Origin of the sequence: Nioella nitratireducens (assembly GCF_001879715.1) — a bacterium.
GTDB lineage: Bacteria > Pseudomonadota > Alphaproteobacteria > Rhodobacterales > Rhodobacteraceae > Nioella > Nioella nitratireducens.
The window spans coordinates 42,263-60,516 of record NZ_MNBW01000013.1 but is presented as its reverse complement, the minus strand read 5'-3'; the positions used below and the strand labels follow the sequence as shown (position 1 = coordinate 60,516).

18 protein-coding genes are annotated in these 18,254 nt (G+C 64.9%); 9 read left to right on the top strand and 9 right to left on the bottom strand.

Going from position 1 to position 18,254, the window contains the following annotated elements:
- The first annotated feature begins 137 nt into the window (after positions 1 to 137).
- From BKY27_RS13920 to BKY27_RS13910, 3 genes are all read left to right on the top strand, one after another.
- The gene (locus tag BKY27_RS13920) at positions 138 to 1,172 is read left to right on the top strand and encodes a FliG C-terminal domain-containing protein (RefSeq protein WP_071675106.1); all 1,035 of its coding nucleotides are present in this window, start codon (positions 138 to 140) and stop codon (positions 1,170 to 1,172) included.
- Between the two features lie 114 nt (positions 1,173 to 1,286).
- Positions 1,287 to 1,463 carry a hypothetical protein gene (locus tag BKY27_RS13915; RefSeq protein WP_233491845.1) on the top strand — a complete coding sequence of 59 codons (177 nt, stop codon included), beginning with the start codon at positions 1,287 to 1,289 and terminating at the stop codon, positions 1,461 to 1,463.
- A gap of 111 nt (positions 1,464 to 1,574) precedes the next feature.
- Positions 1,575 to 2,264, top strand: coding sequence for a DUF4386 domain-containing protein (locus tag BKY27_RS13910; RefSeq protein WP_071675104.1), 690 nt, complete (start codon positions 1,575 to 1,577; stop codon positions 2,262 to 2,264).
- 1 nt (position 2,265) lies between these two features.
- Here BKY27_RS13910 and BKY27_RS13905 read toward each other — a convergent pair whose 3' ends face one another.
- Positions 2,266 to 3,045, bottom strand: coding sequence for a gamma-glutamyl-gamma-aminobutyrate hydrolase family protein (locus BKY27_RS13905; protein WP_071675103.1), 780 nt, complete (start codon positions 3,043 to 3,045; stop codon positions 2,266 to 2,268).
- Positions 3,046 to 3,158: 113 nt separating this feature from the next.
- A complete protein-coding gene (locus tag BKY27_RS13900) occupies positions 3,159 to 3,545 on the bottom strand; it encodes a RidA family protein (RefSeq protein ID WP_071675102.1) in 387 nt (128 codons plus the stop codon).
- Between the two features lie 92 nt (positions 3,546 to 3,637).
- On the opposite strand from BKY27_RS13900, the gene BKY27_RS13895 reads away from it, so the two are divergent.
- Positions 3,638 to 4,831, top strand: a complete 1,194-nt coding sequence (locus BKY27_RS13895; RefSeq protein WP_071675101.1) for a BaiN/RdsA family NAD(P)/FAD-dependent oxidoreductase — start codon at positions 3,638 to 3,640, stop codon at positions 4,829 to 4,831.
- Between the two features lie 202 nt (positions 4,832 to 5,033).
- Here BKY27_RS13895 and BKY27_RS13890 read toward each other — a convergent pair whose 3' ends face one another.
- The 3 genes from BKY27_RS13890 to BKY27_RS13880 all read right to left on the bottom strand — a co-directional run bounded on the left by BKY27_RS13890 (position 5,034) and on the right by BKY27_RS13880 (position 6,962).
- Positions 5,034 to 5,606 (bottom strand): fasciclin domain-containing protein, encoded by a 573-nt coding sequence (locus BKY27_RS13890; RefSeq protein WP_071675100.1) that lies wholly within the window; start codon positions 5,604 to 5,606, stop codon positions 5,034 to 5,036.
- A 124-nt stretch (positions 5,607 to 5,730) separates the two neighbouring features.
- Complete coding sequence (locus BKY27_RS13885) at positions 5,731 to 6,423, bottom strand: anti-sigma factor (protein WP_071675099.1); 693 nt, start codon at positions 6,421 to 6,423, stop codon at positions 5,731 to 5,733.
- Positions 6,420 to 6,962, bottom strand: a complete 543-nt coding sequence (locus BKY27_RS13880; RefSeq protein ID WP_071675098.1) for a sigma-70 family RNA polymerase sigma factor — start codon at positions 6,960 to 6,962, stop codon at positions 6,420 to 6,422. Before BKY27_RS13880 ends, BKY27_RS13885 begins: the two co-directional genes overlap by 4 nt.
- 145 nt (positions 6,963 to 7,107) lie before the next feature.
- Here BKY27_RS13880 and cobS point away from each other — a divergent pair, with 145 nt between their 5' ends.
- The 3 genes from cobS to cobT all read left to right on the top strand — a co-directional run bounded on the left by cobS (position 7,108) and on the right by cobT (position 10,518).
- Complete coding sequence (gene cobS / locus BKY27_RS13875; protein WP_071675097.1) at positions 7,108 to 8,079, top strand: cobaltochelatase subunit CobS; 972 nt, start codon at positions 7,108 to 7,110, stop codon at positions 8,077 to 8,079.
- Positions 8,079 to 8,507 (top strand): hypothetical protein, encoded by a 429-nt coding sequence (locus tag BKY27_RS13870; RefSeq protein WP_071675096.1) that lies wholly within the window; start codon positions 8,079 to 8,081, stop codon positions 8,505 to 8,507. Before cobS ends, BKY27_RS13870 begins: the two co-directional genes overlap by 1 nt.
- Positions 8,508 to 8,643: 136 nt before the next feature.
- On the top strand, positions 8,644 to 10,518 hold the full coding sequence (gene cobT, locus BKY27_RS13865) for a cobaltochelatase subunit CobT (protein WP_071675095.1): 1,875 nt from the start codon (positions 8,644 to 8,646) through the stop codon (positions 10,516 to 10,518).
- Positions 10,519 to 10,557: 39 nt separating this feature from the next.
- Here the strand turns inward: cobT and BKY27_RS13860 are convergent, their stop codons facing one another.
- Positions 10,558 to 11,034: an acyloxyacyl hydrolase gene (locus tag BKY27_RS13860; protein WP_071675094.1), complete on the bottom strand. Its 477-nt coding sequence runs from the start codon at positions 11,032 to 11,034 to the stop codon at positions 10,558 to 10,560.
- A gap of 154 nt (positions 11,035 to 11,188) precedes the next feature.
- Here BKY27_RS13860 and BKY27_RS13855 point away from each other — a divergent pair, with 154 nt between their 5' ends.
- Together BKY27_RS13855 and BKY27_RS13850 are read left to right on the top strand one after the other, a co-directional pair.
- Positions 11,189 to 12,985: an aminopeptidase P family protein gene (locus BKY27_RS13855; RefSeq protein ID WP_071675175.1), complete on the top strand. Its 1,797-nt coding sequence runs from the start codon at positions 11,189 to 11,191 to the stop codon at positions 12,983 to 12,985.
- A gap of 70 nt (positions 12,986 to 13,055) precedes the next feature.
- Positions 13,056 to 13,397 (top strand): DUF427 domain-containing protein, encoded by a 342-nt coding sequence (locus BKY27_RS13850; RefSeq protein WP_071675093.1) that lies wholly within the window; start codon positions 13,056 to 13,058, stop codon positions 13,395 to 13,397.
- 7 nt (positions 13,398 to 13,404) lie between these two features.
- On the opposite strand, the gene BKY27_RS13845 is transcribed toward BKY27_RS13850, so the two are convergent.
- The 3 genes from BKY27_RS13845 to BKY27_RS13835 all read right to left on the bottom strand — a co-directional run bounded on the left by BKY27_RS13845 (position 13,405) and on the right by BKY27_RS13835 (position 18,168).
- On the bottom strand, positions 13,405 to 14,466 hold the full coding sequence (locus tag BKY27_RS13845; RefSeq protein WP_146636252.1) for a hypothetical protein: 1,062 nt from the start codon (positions 14,464 to 14,466) through the stop codon (positions 13,405 to 13,407).
- Between the two features lie 62 nt (positions 14,467 to 14,528).
- Positions 14,529 to 16,217 carry a chloride channel protein gene (locus BKY27_RS13840; protein WP_071675091.1) on the bottom strand — a complete coding sequence of 563 codons (1,689 nt, stop codon included), beginning with the start codon at positions 16,215 to 16,217 and terminating at the stop codon, positions 14,529 to 14,531.
- Positions 16,218 to 16,389: 172 nt separating this feature from the next.
- Positions 16,390 to 18,168 (bottom strand): chloride channel protein, encoded by a 1,779-nt coding sequence (locus tag BKY27_RS13835; RefSeq protein WP_084667976.1) that lies wholly within the window; start codon positions 18,166 to 18,168, stop codon positions 16,390 to 16,392.
- Positions 18,169 to 18,254 lie beyond the last annotated feature (86 nt).

Sequence of the window (18,254 nt, the reverse complement as noted above, 5' to 3'; positions counted from 1 at the left end):
GCGGGGGCCGTGTCGGCCTCCGCCCCTTTGCAATTTTCACCAAAGCCAAGGCATTTCGCGCCGCCCGTGCAACGCCCCGTTAACCCCTGTGCCCTGATCCTGCCCGCCGGGTGAGTAATGGTGCAAGGGGCGCGCGGATGGAATTGATTGACCAGCCAAGGCAGGCGGTGGCGCGGGCGGCGCGGCTGTCCAACGCGGAAAAGGCGGCGGTGATCGTGCGGCTGCTGCTGTCGGAAGGGGCCATGCCCCGGCTGACCGGCCTCAGCCTGCGCCAGCAGGAGGCGCTGGTGCGCCGCATGGCCTCGCTCGGGCCTATCGACCGGGACACGCTGGCGACGGTGGCGCGCGATTTCGCGGAGCGGCTGGATACACTGGGGCTGACCTTCCCCGGCACGGTGGCCGACGCGCTGGAAATGCTGGGCGACCGGCTGTCGGACGAGGCGCACGGGCGGCTGTCCGATCTGGCCGAGGCCGAGGGGCCGCCCGATCCCTGGCGCCGGGTGGCGGCCAGCGACCCGGACCGCCTGAAACCCCTGCTCGCCCGCGAAAGTGCAGAGGTCTGCGCGATCCTGCTGTCGAAGCTGCCGGTTGCCAAGGCCGCAGCCCTGCTGGCCGATCTGCCCGAGGATCGGGCGCATGTGGTGGCCCATGCGGTGGCGCTGACTTCGGGCATCGGCCCCGAGACGATCGAGCGGGTGGGTCATTCGCTGCTGGAGCAGTTGCAGGCGCAGCCCGCCCCGGCCTTTGCCGTGGCCCCGGCCGACCGCGTGGGCGCCATCCTGAATGCCGCCGCCGCCGCGACGCGCGACAAGGTGCTGGCGGGGCTGGACGGGGCGGATGCCGGGTTTGCGGGGGATGTGCGCAAGGCGATTTTTACCTTCGACCACATTCCCAAGCGGCTGGAGGCGCGCGATGTGCCACGGGTACTGCGCGCCGTCGAGGCCGACACGCTGACCACCGCGCTGGCCGCCGGAATGGAAACGGCCCCCGTGGCCGTGGAATTCCTGCTGGAAAACATGTCGAAACGCATGGCCGAGCAATTGCGCGACGATGCCGAGGCGCGCGGGACTGTTCGTGGCCCCGAGGGCGAGGCGGCGATGGCCGAGGTGGTGACCGCGATCCGCGACCTTGCAGACGCGGGCGACATCCGCCTGATCGAGCCGGAGGAGTGACCGGCGCCGATACGCCACCCAGCCCGCCATTGACCACTGCCCTTGACCCGACCGGGGCCTGTCCCCCATCATGGCAGCCCGTTTTCATCTGACCAGAGGAGGACCAAGATGGGAATGAGCGACCGAATCCAGTACGCCCACGCGCTGTATCGTGCCCATGGCGACGACGCCGAGGCCGAGGCAGCGCAGAAAGTGCTGGCCGCAGAAGGCGCCGGTGACAAGGACGAGGCGGAGAAATGGCGCGCCATTCGCGGCCATATCCGAGAGTTGCGCGGACCGAACGCCAAGTAGCCAGCAAATCATGCATATTTGCATGACAGGTGAACGGACTTCGCCAATTAACGCATAAGGCGGATCGGGGTAAATCGTCGGCATCCTTCCTGTGACCCAAGGAGTTGCCCCATGCCCCGATCCACTTTCCTTGTGCAGGCCCGCAGTGCCGGACTGCTCTATCTTGTCATCATCGTCTGTGGCATCACCTCTGACCTGGTGCTGCGCGCGCCGTTGATCTCTGCGGGGAATGCCGCCGCGACGGCCGAGACCATCCTCGACCACCTCGGCGCATTCCGGGGGTCGATGCTGCTGGACCTGATCATGATCCTGTCCGATGTCGCGCTGGCAGGGTTGCTGTATCTGCTGTTCCTGCCGATCAGCCGCAGCCTTGCACTGTTGATGGCGGCGTTTCGGCTGGTGCAATCGGCCATCCTGGGCGCGAACCTGATCGGTCAGGCCAGTGCGCTGCACATCCTGACCACGGGCAGCGGCTGGCCGGGGCAACAGGACATGGCCCTTGTCCAGATGTCGATGCAGGCCGTCGGCTATGACCTTGGCCTCGCCTTTTTCGGCGTGTCCTGCCTGCTGTTGGCCTTGGTGGTTCTGCGCGCCGACGGCGTGCCGTCATGGCTGGGTTGGCTGATGGCGGCGGCGGCACCGGTCTATATCACCGGGGCCGTGTTGCGGCTGGTCGCGCCGGACTGGACCATTGCCTTTCAACCCGCCTATGTCGTCGCACTGGCGGCCGAGCTGAGCTTTTGCCTGTGGCTGCTGACGCGCGGGCGGCTGTGGCCGGGTGCCCTGCCCCGACTGGCGTGACTCAGGCCACGCAATCCACGGATACGGCGCGTCTGCCCTCGGCCCAAGCGCGGGCGGCGCGCCCGAAAGCCTCGAACAACGGGCGCGAGACCGGATCGGCCGCAGCGCGGTATTCCGGGTGCCACTGGACGGACAGGGTAAAGCCCGGCGCGTCCTTGATAAAAAGCGCCTCGGGCGTGCCATCGGGCGCGGTGCCGTCGATCACCACCCGTTGCCCCGGCTGCTTGATGCCTTGGCCGTGCAGCGTGTTGGTCATCACCTCGCGCGCAGCCATCAGGCGATGGAACGGCCCGCCTTCCGAGAAGGTCACGCAATGGCGCAAGGCGAATTTTTCGTCGATCGTGCCATCCGGCGGCATCCGGTGATTCATCCGCCCCGGCAGGTCGCGGATTTCCGGGTAAAGCGAGCCGCCCATGGCGACGTTGACCTCTTGGAACCCGCGGCAAATGCCCAGAAACGGCTGCCCCCGGTCCACGCAGGCCCGGATCAGCGGCAGGCTGACGGCATCGCGGCACCGGTCAAAGGCACCATGCGCCTCGGTCGGGGATTCGCCGTATTCTTCGGGGTGGACATTGGGGCGACCGCCGGTGAACAGGAAGCCGTCGAAAATCTCCATCAACTCATCGGTCGAAACGTAGCGCGGGTCTGCCGGGATCAGTAGCGGCACGCAATCAGACACCTCGGCAATGGCTTCGGAATTCATCGTGCCGCCCGCATGGGTCGAATACTGATCGTTGATCAGGTGATGATTGCCGATGATACCGATCACGGGTCGTTGCATGGGAACCTCAGTTTCGCGCCTGTTGCCAAGGATATAACGCGCCAAGACGCGCGTGGAAAGCAACGCACGCGCACAATGCGCCCGTCACATGTGCACTGCCCGGATTTTCGGCGTCAGGCGGTGACGATGCGCGCCGTCACCTCGATCTCGATCTTCATGCGCGGGTCCATAAGCCCGGCGATGATCATGGTGGCGGCGGGGCGCACGTCCCCCAGCCATTTCGCCAGCACCGGCCAGCAGGGTTCGAAATCACCGCCGTCGGGCAGGATATAGCGGATGCGCACCACGTCGGCCATGCTGGCCCCCGCCTGCCGCAGGGCCGCGTCGATATTGGCAAGGCACTGGTCGGCCTGCGCGGCGGGGTCGTCGCTGATGGTCATCGTGGCGTAGTCGAACCCGGTCGTGCCCGCGACGAAGACCCAGTCGCCGTCGCGCACCGCGCGGGAGTAGCCGATCTTGGCCTCGAACTCGGAGCCGGAGGAAATGCGTTGGCGTGCCATGGTCTGTCCTTTCATTCCGGGGACAGGGTGGCGCGGCCCCGGCCCGCCTGCAAGCCCTTGCCTTTGGGCCCCATGCTGCGCACAAGGCGGCCATGACTGAACATGCTGTCCAGACCCTGATCCTTGGCGCCGGCGCGGCCGGGCTGATGTGCGCGGCCCATGCGGGGCCGGATGTTGTGGTGGTGGATCACGCCAAGGCGCCGGGCGAGAAGATCCGCATTTCCGGCGGCGGGCGGTGCAACTTTACCAATATGTATGCGGGGGCGGATAATTTCCTGTCGCAGAACCCGCATTTCGCCAAATCCGCGCTCAACCGATATAGCCAGTGGGATTTCCTCGATCTGGTGCAGCGCCATGGCATCGCGTGGCATGAAAAGACGCTGGGGCAGTTGTTCTGCGACGGCTCGGCGAAAGAGATCATCGCCATGCTGCTGGCCGAGATTACCCCGGCGGAGCTGTGGCTGCGCACCGAGGTGGGCGAAATCCGCCATGACGGCAGCGCCTTTCACGTTGCGCTTGCGAAAGAGGGGCGCGCCATGCAGGTGCGGGCCGCCAATCTGGTGGTGGCCACCGGAGGCAAGTCGATTCCCAAGATGGGGGCGACCGGCATCGGCTATCGCATCGCGGAACAGTTCGGACATTCGCTGACCGAGACCCGCCCCGCCCTTGTGCCGCTGACCTTCAACGAAGAGCAGAAGACCGCCTTCCAACCGCTTGCGGGCAATGCAGTGCCAACGCGGATCGCCTGCAATGGCGCCAGTTTCGACGAGGCGATGCTGTTCACCCACCGGGGGCTTTCCGGCCCTGCGATCCTGCAAATCTCGTCGTTCTGGCGAGAGGGCGACCGGCTGTCGGTGCATCTTTGCCCCGATCTGTCCTTCTACGACACGTTGCGCGCGCGGCGGCAGGGGGACGGCGCCAAGGCGTTGACCACTGTATTGGCCGACCATCTGCCACGCGCCCTGGTGCTGCATCTGGCCGCGCTGTGGGGCCTGTCCGGCAATCTGGGCGACCAGTCGGACAGGGCGCTTCGGGCCTTGTCCGACCGGCTGGAAGACTGGGGCCTGACCCCCACCTCGTCCGAGGGATATCGCACGGCAGAGGTTACGCTTGGCGGCGTGGCGACCGATGGGGTGTCGTCCAAGACCATGGAATCGCAGCACCTGCCGGGGCTTTACCTGATTGGCGAAGTGATGGACGTGACCGGCTGGCTTGGCGGGTACAACTTTCAATGGGCGTGGTCCTCTGCCGTGGCCGCCGGTCGGGCCATCGCGGGCCGGGGGTGACAGAAAAAGCCCCCGGCGAAAACGCCGGGGACCGTAACCGGGGGGCAGCGCCACCAGGGACAGGTTGTTGTGTTTCACGCGGTCCTGTCGGAGCAAGACCCCCTAGGGAGGGGCAAAAATAACAGAACCCGCGCGGGCCACCCCCCGGCATTGGCCGGCCCTTGCTGTGTGGGGGCGCAAGGGCCGGATGACCGGTGTGGTCTTACATGCCGGGCAGCAGCACGGTGTCGATCACGTGGATCACGCCGTTCGACTGCACCACGTCAGCGGTGGTCACGGTCGCGGTCCGGCCCTGTTCGTCGGTCAGGGTGATCATGCCGTTATCCATCCGCGCGGTCAGCATGCAGCCGCCCACGGTCGGAACAGTATGCGCCCCGCCATCGTCGGCGATCATGCCTGCAATCGCGTCGGACATCGCGTTGGCGGCGACCACGTGGCAGGTCAGGATTTCCCGCAGACGACCCCGGTTTTCCGGCTCCATCAGGGCGGCAACCTGATCCTGCGGCAGCGCCGCGAAAGCCTCGTTGGTCGGTGCGAACACGGTGAACGGGCCTTCGCCCTGCAACGTATCGACGAGGCCCGCGGCCTGCACAGCGCTGACCAGCGTGGTGTGGTCGGCCGAGTTCACCGCGTTTTCGACGATGTTGCGGTCAGGGAACATGGCCGCGCCGCCCACCATCGGGTTGCCAGTTGCCGAATGCGAGGCGGCAAAGGCAGCGCCCCCAAGGGCAAGGCTGAGTGCGGTCACACCGGCGGTCAGGATATTCAGTTTCATAGCGTAGTCTCCTCTCTGTCAGAAGGGCCCGTTGTGGACCTTCGCTAGAAACCACGGGCCAACCGCGAGAGAAGTTTCACCGGGCCGTGAAAAAAGTTTTCCGGCCCGGGTTAAAGTACTGATTTTAAATGGTATTTACTTCACCAACGGCGAGGACAGCGCCGGTTGGTGCACCGGTGGGCGAGCCGCCCGGCGGCTCGTCGCTGACCGCCAGAACACCGCCCTCGAAGCGCGCGGCCAGATCTTGCGGCACGTTCAGCACGGTCTCGGTATCCTCCGCCAGCAGGCCAAGCGAGACCGGGGCGGCTTCGCCCGCGATCAGCCAGAGCTCTTGCGCGCGGCCCGTGGTCACGGTGCCGATGTCGCGGGTGATCAACAGCTCGCCCGTGTCGGCGTCGAGCGCGGCGGACAGGATAAGGCTGTCGCCTTCGCCGACGATCTGGGCGGTGTATTCGGGCACCAGAAGCGGCTGCGTCAGGTTGCTGTAGAAGAGGACGCCAAGGGCCACGATCGCGGCCAGACCGGCCACGCCGACAACCTGCCCCAAACCGAACCGCTGCCACCATGGGCGCCGTTCCTCGCGGAAGAGGTGCGCCATGATCTGCGCCTCGACTCCGGCGGGCGGGGTTACCGGCTCGACCTCGTTTTCCGCGATATCCGCGAACCGGCGTTCCCATGCCAGCACCTCGGCCCGGAGAGCGGCATTCTGCCCAAGTTCGGCCCGCATCTCGCGCGCCTCCTGCACAGGCAGCAGGCCGAGCACGTATTCCGCGGCTCGGGCGCTGTCGTCAGGGGGGATGTCGGGCCGGTCGCTCATCGGCTGAGGCAATCCTTCAGGGTCATCAGGCTGCGGCGCAACCAGGTTTTCATTGTATTCAGCGGCACGTCGAACCGCTCGGCGAGCGCAGCATAGCTCGCGCCCTCGAAATAGGCACCCCGCACGGCATCCGCACGGGCTTGTTCCAGCTCTCCGAAACACTCGGAAATCCGACGGGCCTCAGCGGCGGCGATGGCGCGCGCCTCGGGGCCGGGGGCGGGGTCGGACAGGACAAGGTCCGGGTCGCCGATATCGCTGTCGGCGCGGCGGGCCCGGAGCCGGTCGATCGCGTGGTTGCGGGCAACCGTGATCAGCCATGTCATCGGGCTGTGGCCAGTACTGGAATAGCGGTCCGCGCGGTTCCAGATTTTGACATATACCTCCTGCAACGCATCTTCGGCTTCGCCCCTGTCCTTCAAGACACGAAGGCAGACCCCAAAAAGTTTCGCAGACGTGGCAGAGAAAAGCGCACGAAACGCCTCGCGGTCCTTCAACACAAGGCGGGCCATGAGGGTTTCAAGGTCGGTTCGCGCGGTCATCCCCAAGAAGCTAGCTGATCTCTGCGGCAAGGCAATGCAAAAAAGTCATGCCGCTGCGACCTGTTGCAGGCCCTCTTGCGGCGCACCGGAATATGGTGCAACACGTCCCCGATATGCCGAAAACAAGCGAGAAAGCGGGTTCGAAATGGATATGACCGTGAAGCCGACCGAAGATATCTCAGTCCGCGATGTGTTTGGCATCGACAGCGACATGAAGGTCAAGGGCTTTGCCGAGGCCACCGATCGGGTTCCGGCACGCGATGAGACCTACAAATTCGATCCCGATACGACCCTGGCGATCCTTGCAGGCTTCAGCCACAATCGGCGCGTGATGATCCAGGGCTACCACGGCACCGGCAAGTCGACCCATATCGAACAGGTCGCTGCGCGTCTGAACTGGCCTGCCGTGCGGGTGAACCTCGACAGCCATATCAGCCGGATCGACCTGATCGGCAAGGATGCAATCAAACTGCGCGACGGCAAGCAGGTGACAGAGTTTCACGAAGGTATCCTGCCTTGGGCGCTGCGCAACCCCGTGGCCATCGTGTTCGACGAATACGACGCGGGCCGCGCCGATGTGATGTTCGTGATCCAGCGGGTGCTGGAGCATGACGGCAAGCTGACGCTGCTGGACCAGAACGAGATCATCACGCCGCATCCCTGTTTTCGCCTGTTCGCCACCGCCAACACCGTGGGTCTGGGCGACACGACGGGGCTTTACCACGGCACCCAGCAAATCAACCAGGCGCAGATGGACCGGTGGAGCCTTGTGGCGACGCTGAACTACCTGTCGCATGATGCCGAAACCAATATCGTCCTGTCAAAGAACCCGCATTACAACACCGCCGCCGGGCGCCAGACGATCAGCCAGATGGTGACCGTGGCCGACCTGACCCGGACAGCGTTCATGAATGGCGAGCTTTCCACCGTGATGAGCCCGCGCACCGTGATCAACTGGGCGCAGAACGCCGAGATCTTCCGCTCGGTCGGCTATGCCTTCCGGCTGTCGTTCCTCAACAAATGCGACGAGCTGGAGCGCCAGACCGTGGCCGAGTTCTACCAGCGCTGCTTTGACGAAGAGCTGCCGGAAAGCGCGGCAAGCATGAGCCTCGGGTGATGCGCGTCTTGGCCGCCCTGGTGGCCCTTGGGCTGGCAACGCCTGTCGCCGCGCAAGAGATGCAGCCGCTTCGTGACGAGATTGCGGGCGGTGCGCCCCTGTCCTACATCGCCACTCGATGCAGCGCCTTTTTCGCCGCCAGCGCCGCGCATCTGGGCGAACAGGTCGATCCCGACATGCAATCGCAGGTCGAGATGATCGTGGGGCTGTTGATGAGCACGGGCGTCAACGCGATGCAGGCCGATGGCATGACGCACGACGCCGCGGTTGACGCAGCGAGCCGGGAGGTGGCCGAGTTGACCGCCGCCTATCACACGCGCTTCGCCGCAAATCAGGCCGCCGATCACCCGGCCTTTGCCGAAGACCCACTCTATATGGCTGACAACGAAGATTGCGTGTCGGTTCTGGCCCCTCCACCCGCCGAGTAGGCCACGCCGTGAACACGTAGTGGCAGATCCCGGCCCAGCACGCACGCGCGACGGGATGAAAGCTGACCACGCCGCCGCGGCGGCATGGTGAATTCCCCTCTTTTCGCGGCCCCGGCGCAGGTGCATATAGAGAGTCATGAAGAAGCCTACGGATAACCCCGCCGATCCCTTCAAGAAGGCGCTGGCAGAAACCACCCGCGTGATGGCCGACGATCCTGAACTGGGGATCAGCTACTCGGTCGATCCGCCGGGGCTGACGGCCGATTCCGTGCGCCTGCCGCAGATCAGCCGCCGGATGACCCGCGAAGAGGTGCTGCTGGCCCGTGGCACCGCCGATGCCTATGCGTTGAAGCACAAGTATCACGACACAGGCACCGCCACGCGCTATGCCCCGCAAGGGCAAATGGCGCGCGACCTGATGGACGCAATGGAAACCGCCCGCTGCGAAGCCATGGGCGCCCGGCACATGCCGGGCACCGCCGGAAACATCGACGCCAAGATCGGGAACGAAGCCCGGCGCAAGGGCTATGGCGACATCCGCGAGGCCTCGGACGCGCCGCTGGCTACGGCGGCGGGCTACCTGATCCGCCATCTTGCGACCGGCCGCGATCTGCCGCCCGAGGCGGCGAATGTCATGGACCTGTGGCGCGGCTTCATCGAAGACCGCTGCGGCGAGACCCTCGACAATCTCGACGAGGTTCTGAACGACCAGACCGCTTTCGCCAAGCTGACACGGCAGTTGATCGAAGACCTCGGCTATGGCGACCAGTTGGGGGATGACCCCGACGACCTCGATGAAGACAACGAGGAGGAAGCCGAGGCGGACGACGACGACAATCCCGATTCGACCGGCGATGCCGACGAAGACCAGGACGATCAGGCCGACGCCAGCCCCGAACAGAGCCAGGAAGAACAGCAGGACGCCAGCCAGGCCTCGGTCGAGATGGATGACCAGGGCGACATGGAAGAGGCCGAGGAAACCGAACTGCCCGAAGGCGAGGCCCCGCTGGAGCCGCCGCCCCCTGCCCCGCATTCCGAGGCCGACCCCGATTACAAGGTCTTCACCACCGAACATGACGAGGAAATCTCCGCCGAAGAGTTGGCCGAGCCGCAAGAGCTGGAACGCCTGCGCGCCTATCTCGACCAGCAGCTTGAACCGCTGAAGGGGGCCGTCAGCCGCCTGGCCAACAAGCTGCAGCGCCGTCTTCAGGCACAACAGAACCGGTCATGGGAATTCGACAAGGAAGAAGGCGTGCTGGATGCGGGCCGTTTGGCGCGCGTGGTGGCCAACCCGACGACGCCGCTGTCCTTCAAGGTCGAAAAGGACATGGACTTCCGCGACACGGTCGTGACGCTGCTGTTGGACAATTCCGGCTCCATGCGGGGCCGCCCGATTTCCATCGCCGCGATCTGTGCCGATGTGCTGGCGCGCACGCTGGAACGCTGCGACGTAAAGGTCGAAATCCTCGGCTTTACCACCCGCGCGTGGAAGGGGGGCCGTTCGCGCGAGGAATGGTTGGGGGCCGGACGGGAACAGCAACCCGGACGCCTGAACGACCTGCGTCACATCATCTACAAGGGCGCCGATGCCCCGATGCGCCGCACACGGGATAATCTGGGCCTGATGATGAAAGAAGGTCTTCTGAAGGAAAACATCGACGGCGAGGCGCTGGAATGGGCGCATCGCCGGATGCTGGCCCGCCGCGAACAACGCAAAATCCTGATGGTGATTTCCGATGGCGCGCCGGTGGACGATTCCACCCTGTCGGTGAACCCGTCGAACTATCTCGAAAAGCACCTGCGCGACGTGATCGCCATGGTCGAAAAACGCCGCGCGGTGGAATTGCTGGCCATCGGCATCGGCCATGACGTCACGCGCTACTACGAACGGGCCGTCACGATCACCGATGCCGAGCAACTGGCCGGCGCGATGACCGAGCAACTGGCCTCGCTGTTCGACAGCGACCCGCGTGCCCGCGCCCGGTTTCTGGGAATAAGGAAGGCGGGATAACCCCCGCCTTCGGCGCCCTGGAATCGGGTCGCCACACGATCAGAAGGAATAGGCGTAGGCCAACCCGAACGCGTCAACGCCCTGATTGCGATCGTAGATGAAGGCGTTGGAGAAATGGTCGTAGGTGAGCAGCAGCGCAGAGCTGTCCGTCAGCCGATAGCCAAAACCAACCTCGCTCCAGAAGGACAGCGGCCCCCCGAGCGGATTGCCATTGCGGCCCGCCTCGTAATAGCCGGGCATGAACCGGAACGAGAAATAGATCCGGTCGGACAGCGCGGTCTGGGTGGAAATTCCCGCGCCGACGAAGAAATCTTGGTCATCGTCGAACCGGGTTCCAACCGCCCATCCTATCTGGGTGCGGTTCCAGAGGGTCCATACCGGGTCGGAATGGTAGGCCAACGACAGCGACCGGCTGTCGTTTTCAATGTCATAAAAGCCACCCACAACCACTTCGTCCGCCAAAAGGGCGGTCGGGGCGGCGGTGGCCAGAAGGGCTGTGGTCAACAACTTTTTCATATTGCGACTAAAACTATGCCTTCCCTAAACTGTCAATCCGAATGGACGTGGATCAATCAATTCCACGTTATGACCTGTTTGCCCGCACCAACTTGTCAGCACCGCTGACGGCAGTACAGTCTGCGCAAAGATACCCCCGATGAAGGCCATTTCCATGTTTCAGACCTATTCCGCAACGTCCAGTCCCGATCAAGGACCGCCCCGGCTGGCTTCCTTGCGTGCGGCGCTTGCCCGCAGCGGGCTGAGCGGGTTTCTGGTTCCTCGTGCCGATGTGCATCAGGGGGAATATGTCGCCCCGCGCGACGAGCGGCTGGCTTGGCTGACCGGGTTTACCGGATCGGCAGGGTTCTGCGCGGTGTTGCCAAAGGTGGCGGGCGTCTTCATCGACGGGCGCTACCGGGTGCAGGTCAAGGCGCAAGTGGCGTTGGACCAGTTCACGCCGGTGCCGTGGCCAGAAACCAAGCTGGAGGACTGGCTGGCGGAACAGATGCCGCCAGGCGGCGTTGTCGGATTCGACCCGTGGCTGCATACCTCGCAAGAGGTGGACAGGCTGGAAACCGCCCTGACCCCGGCCCAGATCACGTTGCGCCCCGTTGCCAACCAGATCGACGCGATCTGGCCCGAACAGCCCGACCGCCCCGATGCGCCAGCAATGACCTATCCGGCCAAGCTGGCGGGCATGACTTCGGGACAGAAGCGGGCCGACATCGCCCAGGCCCTGGCCAAGGCAGGGCACACGGCGGCGGTCCTGACGCTGCCCGACTCGATTTGCTGGCTGCTCAACATCCGGGGCAGCGACCTGCCGCATCTTCCAGTGGTGCAGACTTTCGCGATCCTCGACCGCGAGGGTCATGTCACACTGTTCTCGGACCCGGCCAAGTTCGACGGTCTGGGACCGGACCCCGATATCACCCTCAAACCCTGGGACGACTTCGAAACCGTCCTTGCCGGGCTGAGCGGGCCGGTGCGTGTCGATCCCGCCACCGCGCCGCACAAGGTGCGCATGGTGCTGGACGCCGCCGGGATCGAGGTCGCGCCGGGAGAAGACCCCTGCATTCTGCCCAAGGCCTGCAAAACACCCGCCGAGATCGCCGCCACGACAACGGCGCATATCCGCGATGGCGCGGCCTTTGCCCGCTTTCTGCACTGGTTCGACGAAACCGCGCCCAAGGGCGGCCTGACCGAGATCGACTGCGCCCGCGCGCTGGAAGGATTCCGCGCCGAGACCGGGGTGCTGCGAGACATTTCCTTCGATACGATCGCGGGTGCCGGGGCCAACGGCGCCATTGTCCATTACCGGGTGACGGAGCAGACCAACGCCACGCTCACGCCCGGCCAGCTTTTTCTGATCGACTCGGGCGCGCAATACGAAGATGGCACCACCGACATCACCCGCACCCTGCCGGTGGGCGAACCAGGCGACGAGGAAAAGACAGCCTTTACCCAGGTGCTGCGCGGCATGATCGCGGTCAGCCGGGCACGGTTTCCCAAGGGGATCGCGGGGCGGGATCTGGATTCGCTGGCGCGCGCGCCGCTCTGGTCCGCCGGGCGCGATTTCGACCATGGCACCGGACACGGGGTCGGTGTCTACCTGTCGGTCCATGAAGGGCCACAGCGCATCAGCCGCGCCTCGACCCTGCCGCTCAGGCCCGGCATGATCCTTTCCAACGAACCCGGTTACTACCGCGAGGGCGCCTTCGGAATAAGGATCGAGAACCTGTTGGTGGTGACCGAGGCCCCGTCGCTGCCCGGCGGTGACGACCGCGACATGCTGTCGTTCGACACCCTGACATGGGCCCCGGTCGACCGGCGTCTGATTGACGCAGAAGCAATGAACAGGGACGAAATCGGCTGGCTCAACGACTATCATGCCACTATCGCCGACAAGTTGCGCCCGCACCTGCCCCCGGACACGGCAGAGTGGCTGGCCCGCGCCACGGCCCCCCTGTGACATCATCCTGTTACAGCGGGGCGGCATGTCTTTCGGCCAGCAGGAACACGGATGAGGGAGAGGGACAGGAATGGACAGGCATATCAAGATTCACAAGGCCAAGGGCACTTGGGTTGTGCGCGCTGGCGGCGCGGTTCTGGGCGAGTCGCAGAACGCGCTGGAACTGACCGAGGGAAACTATCCCCCTGTCATTTATTTTCCCCGCGAAGATATCGGCATGGCCTTCCTCGACACCTCGGAGACGACCAGCCACTGCCCCTTCAAGGGCGATGCCACCTATTATTCGATCGTGACCAAAAGCACCGTGATCAAGAACGCGGCATGGAGCTACGACGCTCCGAACGAAGAGGTGGCCGCAATCGCAGGCTACCTCGCGTTCTATCCCAATCTCGTGGCGGTCGAGAAGCTCTGAGCGCGACCTAGTCGAACAACCACGCCAGCACGCCTTGCATCAGATAGATGTCGAACCGGTCTGACAGCCGGTTTTGCCAGATCGGCACATCTTCTAACGGATGCGGGCCGTAGACCGTTAACACGACCATCGACCGCCCCTCGATCTCCATCGTGCGGGCGGTCATCTCACCGTGCATCATCTCGGCCATGGGGCGACGTGTCGCCGGGTTGGGTTCCGTGGTCCATGCGGCCTCGGCGGCGGCAACCATGGACTGCGCCGTCGCGGCATCCTCGACGATCATCGCGAAGACGCCGCTTTCGTCCATGCCATTAACCATATCGGCAACCATGATGGCGCGGCCCAATCCCTGTTGCGAAAGGTTGAGGTAGAGCCGAATAGCTGCGACGTTGCCCGGCGCGTCGAGATCTGCATCAAGGATATTGATCATCGCGCGCGCATCCGGGGCCATGCCAACGGACCCTGCGGGAGCGGCCAAGGCGCGATCCATCGTCCCCCAATCCCCGGCCTGCACCAGCAGCCCGCCGTCGATCCAGACGCGCGACGCATAGCCGATGCGATAGGCAAACACATCATCGCGCTGACGGAAATTTGTCTCGAAATCCTCACCCCGGGCCAGGATCGGACGCCCGGCTCGCAGCTCTTCTGCATATCCCAGATTGGCTGTCAGGGCCGGGGCCACCCCGGCGGCCATGTCAGGGGGCAAGTCGATCACGGCGGCGCGGGCAGGTCGTTGGTCCATCGTGGCGTAGGACCGGGCCGCCAGAAAATCGAACCCGTGCGTGGCCGCGATTTCATCCAGCCGGGACGCCGCGCCTTCGCCCAAAGTGCGGGGAAACGTCCGCAGGAATGGGTCCATGTCGCCTTGGATCTCGGCCCCGCGCAATTCCGCCAACAGGACCACAGGTTGCACAGGAATGGGCGTGCCGTACCAGATTTCGATCGTATCTTCCCCGGCCCCCATGGGCAGATGTGACAGGAAATCGAGGATGGCTTCGGCACGGTCCTGCGCTGCCGCCGGACCAGTGGACAAGAGGAAAAGGGCCAGTGAAACAAGTCTCCTGAACATGGTGCTCTCCGCAAAATGAACCGCATTGAAAGCCGTCAGCATAGCGGAAACCGGCCCCGGCGTCAGCTATGCTCCTCTGCCGCCGTCGCGGCGAGGGCCCGGTTATAGGCCTTGAGCGCATCCACATGGTACAGCACGCCCTCCAGCGCCGGCGGTGCGTCGCCGGGGGACAGGGTAACGACCGGGACCATATCCAGCCCCGACCGCTCGAAGGTTGGCAGGGCCCGTTCCAGCGTCGCGTTGCGGTCGAGGTAAATGCCCTGCTCGATCAGGGTCAACAGGGCCTCTGCCTCGTCTGGCCGGTCTGTCAACGGACGCATCACGCGGCCCACCCGGAACATCGACAGCAGATAGGCCTGTGGCCCGGCGGCAAGGTGAATATTGCGCCGCTCCAGTTGCGTCAGGAAGAACGAGCGGTCCACCAGCCGACTGGCCACCGCGGTCGAGATCGAGACCGAGATCATCACCGCCAGCCCCGTCTGCCAATCGCCGGTCAGCTCGAACACGATCAGCGTGGTGGAAATCGGCGCGCCAAGCACCGCCGCCGCGACCGCCCCCATCCCCGCCAGCGCGTAGAGCGTTTCCGACCCAGACACTTCGGGGAAGATCGCGGTGGCGATGAAACCGAAGGCCAGCCCCAACAGCGCGCCCATCATCAGCGACGGAGAAAACACGCCGCCCCCCATCCGCCCGGCAAGGGTGATCGTGACCGCGACGGCCTTGAGCACGGCGAAGATCATCGCCTCGTGCATCAGCAATTGGCCGGTCAGCGCCGCCGAGATGGTTTCATAGCCGACCCCGATCACATGCGGAAAGCCGATGGCGATAACGCCCAGCAACAGCCCCGCAACCGCCGGGCGCAGGGCCCGCGGCACCCTCAACCGCCGCTGCACGCGCGTGCCAAAGCCATCGGCCCAGAAGATCGACCACATCAGCGCCGCCGCCACCAACCCCGACACGAGGCCAAGGATCAGGTAGGCTGGCAATTCCTCGTAGAATGCCAACACGCTGGTATCGGGCAAGGTGAACTCGGTCACATCGCCAAAAGCCCGCCGGTTGATCACCGTGCCCGCAACCGAGGCAATGACGATGGGGGCATAGGCATGCACCGCGAAATGGCGCAGGATCACCTCCATGGCAAAAAGCGCCCCGGCAATCGGCGCGTTGAAGCTGGCCGACACTGCGGCCGCGACCGCGCACCCCAACAGGTCGCGCGCGGTCACGGCGTCGTTGCCGATGCGATCCGACACCCATGTCGCAATCACGCCCGCGATATGCACCACCGGCCCTTCCCGCCCCGATGACCCGCCAGAGCTGAGCGTGATCCACGATGCGATGGCCGAGGCGATCCCGGCCCGCCCCTCGACCCGCCCGCCATTGAGCGCGGCCCCCTCGATCACCTCGGCCACGGAATGCGCGCGCCCGTCCTCGGTAAAGCGGTTCAGGATCAGCCCGACGATCAGCCCTCCCGCCACCGGGATGGCCAGAATCCAGTACCACGGCAGCGTCTGCGCATGGCTGTGCAGCCGCGCCACATCCTCGGTGCGGTAGAGCGCCGATTGCAGCCAGTCGATCCCCTTGCGAAAGATCAGCGCCGCAAAGCCTGCCGCTGTCCCGATGAACAGCGCGACCAGCCAGAGTTGCAGTTGTTTGGGGCCGTGTTGCCTGAACGCCCGCCACAGACCGCGCAGCGCGCCCGCACGGTCATCCAAGGCGGGGCCAGAGGATGAAGGGGATTTGGGCGGGTTCATGGCTTGGCCCGCGCATCAGACGGGGACCGGGGCCAATGGCCCCAAATCCCAAGCTCCATTCCTGCCCTGCCGCCTTGCGTCACGCCCCGCTACCCCCGGTTACTTCGCCCCCTGGCGCGCCCGAGTAGACCCAAGGCCCCCCGGCTTGTCCACCGGTTTCAAGGGCGGCGGGTCAGCTGCGATAGTCGCGCAGGACAGAGGTGGCGATCGCCTCGCGGGTCAGGACACCCACGACGTTTTCAGGGCGGGCGATCTTGCCATCCGGCACCACCAGCAGCGCCGCGTGATCCCGGTCGGCCATGCGGGTCATGGCCCCTTGCAGAAAGTTCGACTCGACCGCGTAGCCCACCGGGGCGATCAGCGGCCCATGGCGCTTGGTTGGGTCTTCGGGATGCACCCGCACGATTCCGACGACATGCCGCCCTTCGATCACGACAGCGTAGACCCTTTCCTTGCCAAGCTCGGTATCGACCACACCGGTCGACCCCAGATCGGACCGTTCGAACACCGCCACCGCTGGCGCCATCAACTCTCCGATACGACGGATCGAGAAACTGTGCGACCGGCTTTCGCGCGGGATGTGGTGGCCCCGGCGGCTGAGCTTGGTGGTGTAGATGTCATCATCCGACAGCTTGCGGCGGATGCCCACGGCACAGACCACGGCGATAATCGCGGCCACGGTAATGGTATAATCGCCGGTCATCTCGAACAGCATCATGATCGACGTCAGCGCCGCCCCGGTCGAGGCCCCCACGATCCCCGCCATGCCGATCAGGGCGAAGGTCACCGGGTGGAACCCCAGATGCGGGAACATAAGGTCGAGCACACCGCCGAACGCGCCACCAAGGGTCGCACCAAGAAACAGCGACGGCGAGAACACCCCGCCTGACGCCCCTGCCCCGAGAGAGACCGAGGTTGCGATCATCTTGAGCACGAAGAGCAGGATCAGAAAGGCGGGCGCGGCCAGTTGCCCGGTCAGCACCGCCTCGATGGTGGCGTAGCCGACGCTTTCGGTATGATACTGGCCCGTGGTCAGCAGCAGCACATACATCAGAACGCCAAGCGACAGCATCCCGGCGGCATTCTTGAGATAGGGGTTTGCCTGCCAATCGTCGAAGAAATCTTCCGTCCTGTAGAGCACCTTGACGAACAACCACGCTGCGACCCCGGCCAAAAGGCCAAACACCACGTAAAGCGGCAGCATATCAACCGACAGCGGCACGAACACATCGGGCCGGTTATGTGCAGCGACAAGGAAGGCTGGCTCCATCCCGAAGGCCAGCCGCCCTACATAGGTCGCGGTGCCGGTCGCCAGAACGACGGGCAGCAAGGTGCGGGCGCTGAATTCCGGCAGCATCAGTTCGACCGCGAACATCACCGCACCAAGCGGCGTGTTGAAGGTGGCGGCGATCCCGGCGCCCGCGCCCGCGGCCACCAGCGTGATGACCTGCCAGCTGCGCAGGTTGAACGCGCGTCCCAGCACCGACCCGATGCCCGACCCGATCTGGATGATCGGCCCTTCGCGACCCACCGACGCACCCGACCCGATCGACAGGGCCGAGGCGAGCGACTTGATCAGAACCACCGCGGGCCGGATATGACCGTCGCGGTAATAGATGGCATCCATCACCTCGGGCACGCCGTGACCTTTGGCCTCGGGCGCGTAGCGGCGCACGAGGTAAAGCACGATGGCCCCGCCCACCACCGGCGCAAGGATGACCAGCGGTCCGTAGGGCGATGGCGGCGTCGGCACGTTGGCGTCGTAATCCAGCGAAATCGTGCCCAGAAAGAAGAAATTGTGGATCAATGAGATCAGGTAGCGCAGAACGATGGCCCCGATCCCCGTCACGATTCCGATGGCGACTGCGATCAAGGACAGGGCGATGATCGTCGCATTTCGGGTGGTGGTGGGTTGATTGGCGAGGTCGGGAAAAGCAGTCTTCTCGGTCATGATCTCTTGCAGCAATTGTAGTTGGCAGCCGCCATGACTATAGATTGCCCGCGGCCCGACCGACTCCCCTCTCGGGAATCATTGCT

Excerpts from the sequence above, each read along its gene's own strand:
- BKY27_RS13910 (WP_071675104.1), top strand. The coding sequence starts at position 1,575 with ATGCCCCGATCCACTTTCCTTGTGCAGGCCCGCAGTGCCGGACTGCTC.
- BKY27_RS13890 (WP_071675100.1), bottom strand. The coding sequence starts at position 5,606 with ATGAAACTGAATATCCTGACCGCCGGTGTGACCGCACTCAGCCTTGCC.
- BKY27_RS13855 (WP_071675175.1), top strand. The coding sequence starts at position 11,189 with ATGTTTCAGACCTATTCCGCAACGTCCAGTCCCGATCAAGGACCGCCC.
- BKY27_RS13840 (WP_071675091.1), bottom strand. The coding sequence starts at position 16,217 with ATGAACCCGCCCAAATCCCCTTCATCCTCTGGCCCCGCCTTGGATGAC.
- BKY27_RS13880 (WP_071675098.1), bottom strand. The coding sequence starts at position 6,962 with ATGACCGCGCGAACCGACCTTGAAACCCTCATGGCCCGCCTTGTGTTG.
- BKY27_RS13885 (WP_071675099.1), bottom strand. The coding sequence starts at position 6,423 with ATGAGCGACCGGCCCGACATCCCCCCTGACGACAGCGCCCGAGCCGCG.
- BKY27_RS13895 (WP_071675101.1), top strand. The coding sequence starts at position 3,638 with ATGACTGAACATGCTGTCCAGACCCTGATCCTTGGCGCCGGCGCGGCC.
- BKY27_RS13860 (WP_071675094.1), bottom strand. The coding sequence starts at position 11,034 with ATGAAAAAGTTGTTGACCACAGCCCTTCTGGCCACCGCCGCCCCGACC.
- BKY27_RS13900 (WP_071675102.1), bottom strand. The coding sequence starts at position 3,545 with ATGGCACGCCAACGCATTTCCTCCGGCTCCGAGTTCGAGGCCAAGATC.
- cobS (WP_071675097.1), top strand. The coding sequence starts at position 7,108 with ATGGATATGACCGTGAAGCCGACCGAAGATATCTCAGTCCGCGATGTG.
- BKY27_RS13920 (WP_071675106.1), top strand. The coding sequence starts at position 138 with ATGGAATTGATTGACCAGCCAAGGCAGGCGGTGGCGCGGGCGGCGCGG.
- BKY27_RS13835 (WP_084667976.1), bottom strand. The coding sequence starts at position 18,168 with ATGACCGAGAAGACTGCTTTTCCCGACCTCGCCAATCAACCCACCACC.
- BKY27_RS13870 (WP_071675096.1), top strand. The coding sequence starts at position 8,079 with ATGCGCGTCTTGGCCGCCCTGGTGGCCCTTGGGCTGGCAACGCCTGTC.
- BKY27_RS13915 (WP_233491845.1), top strand. The coding sequence starts at position 1,287 with ATGAGCGACCGAATCCAGTACGCCCACGCGCTGTATCGTGCCCATGGC.
- cobT (WP_071675095.1), top strand. The coding sequence starts at position 8,644 with ATGAAGAAGCCTACGGATAACCCCGCCGATCCCTTCAAGAAGGCGCTG.
- BKY27_RS13850 (WP_071675093.1), top strand. The coding sequence starts at position 13,056 with ATGGACAGGCATATCAAGATTCACAAGGCCAAGGGCACTTGGGTTGTG.
- BKY27_RS13905 (WP_071675103.1), bottom strand. The coding sequence starts at position 3,045 with ATGCAACGACCCGTGATCGGTATCATCGGCAATCATCACCTGATCAAC.
- BKY27_RS13845 (WP_146636252.1), bottom strand. The coding sequence starts at position 14,466 with ATGTTCAGGAGACTTGTTTCACTGGCCCTTTTCCTCTTGTCCACTGGT.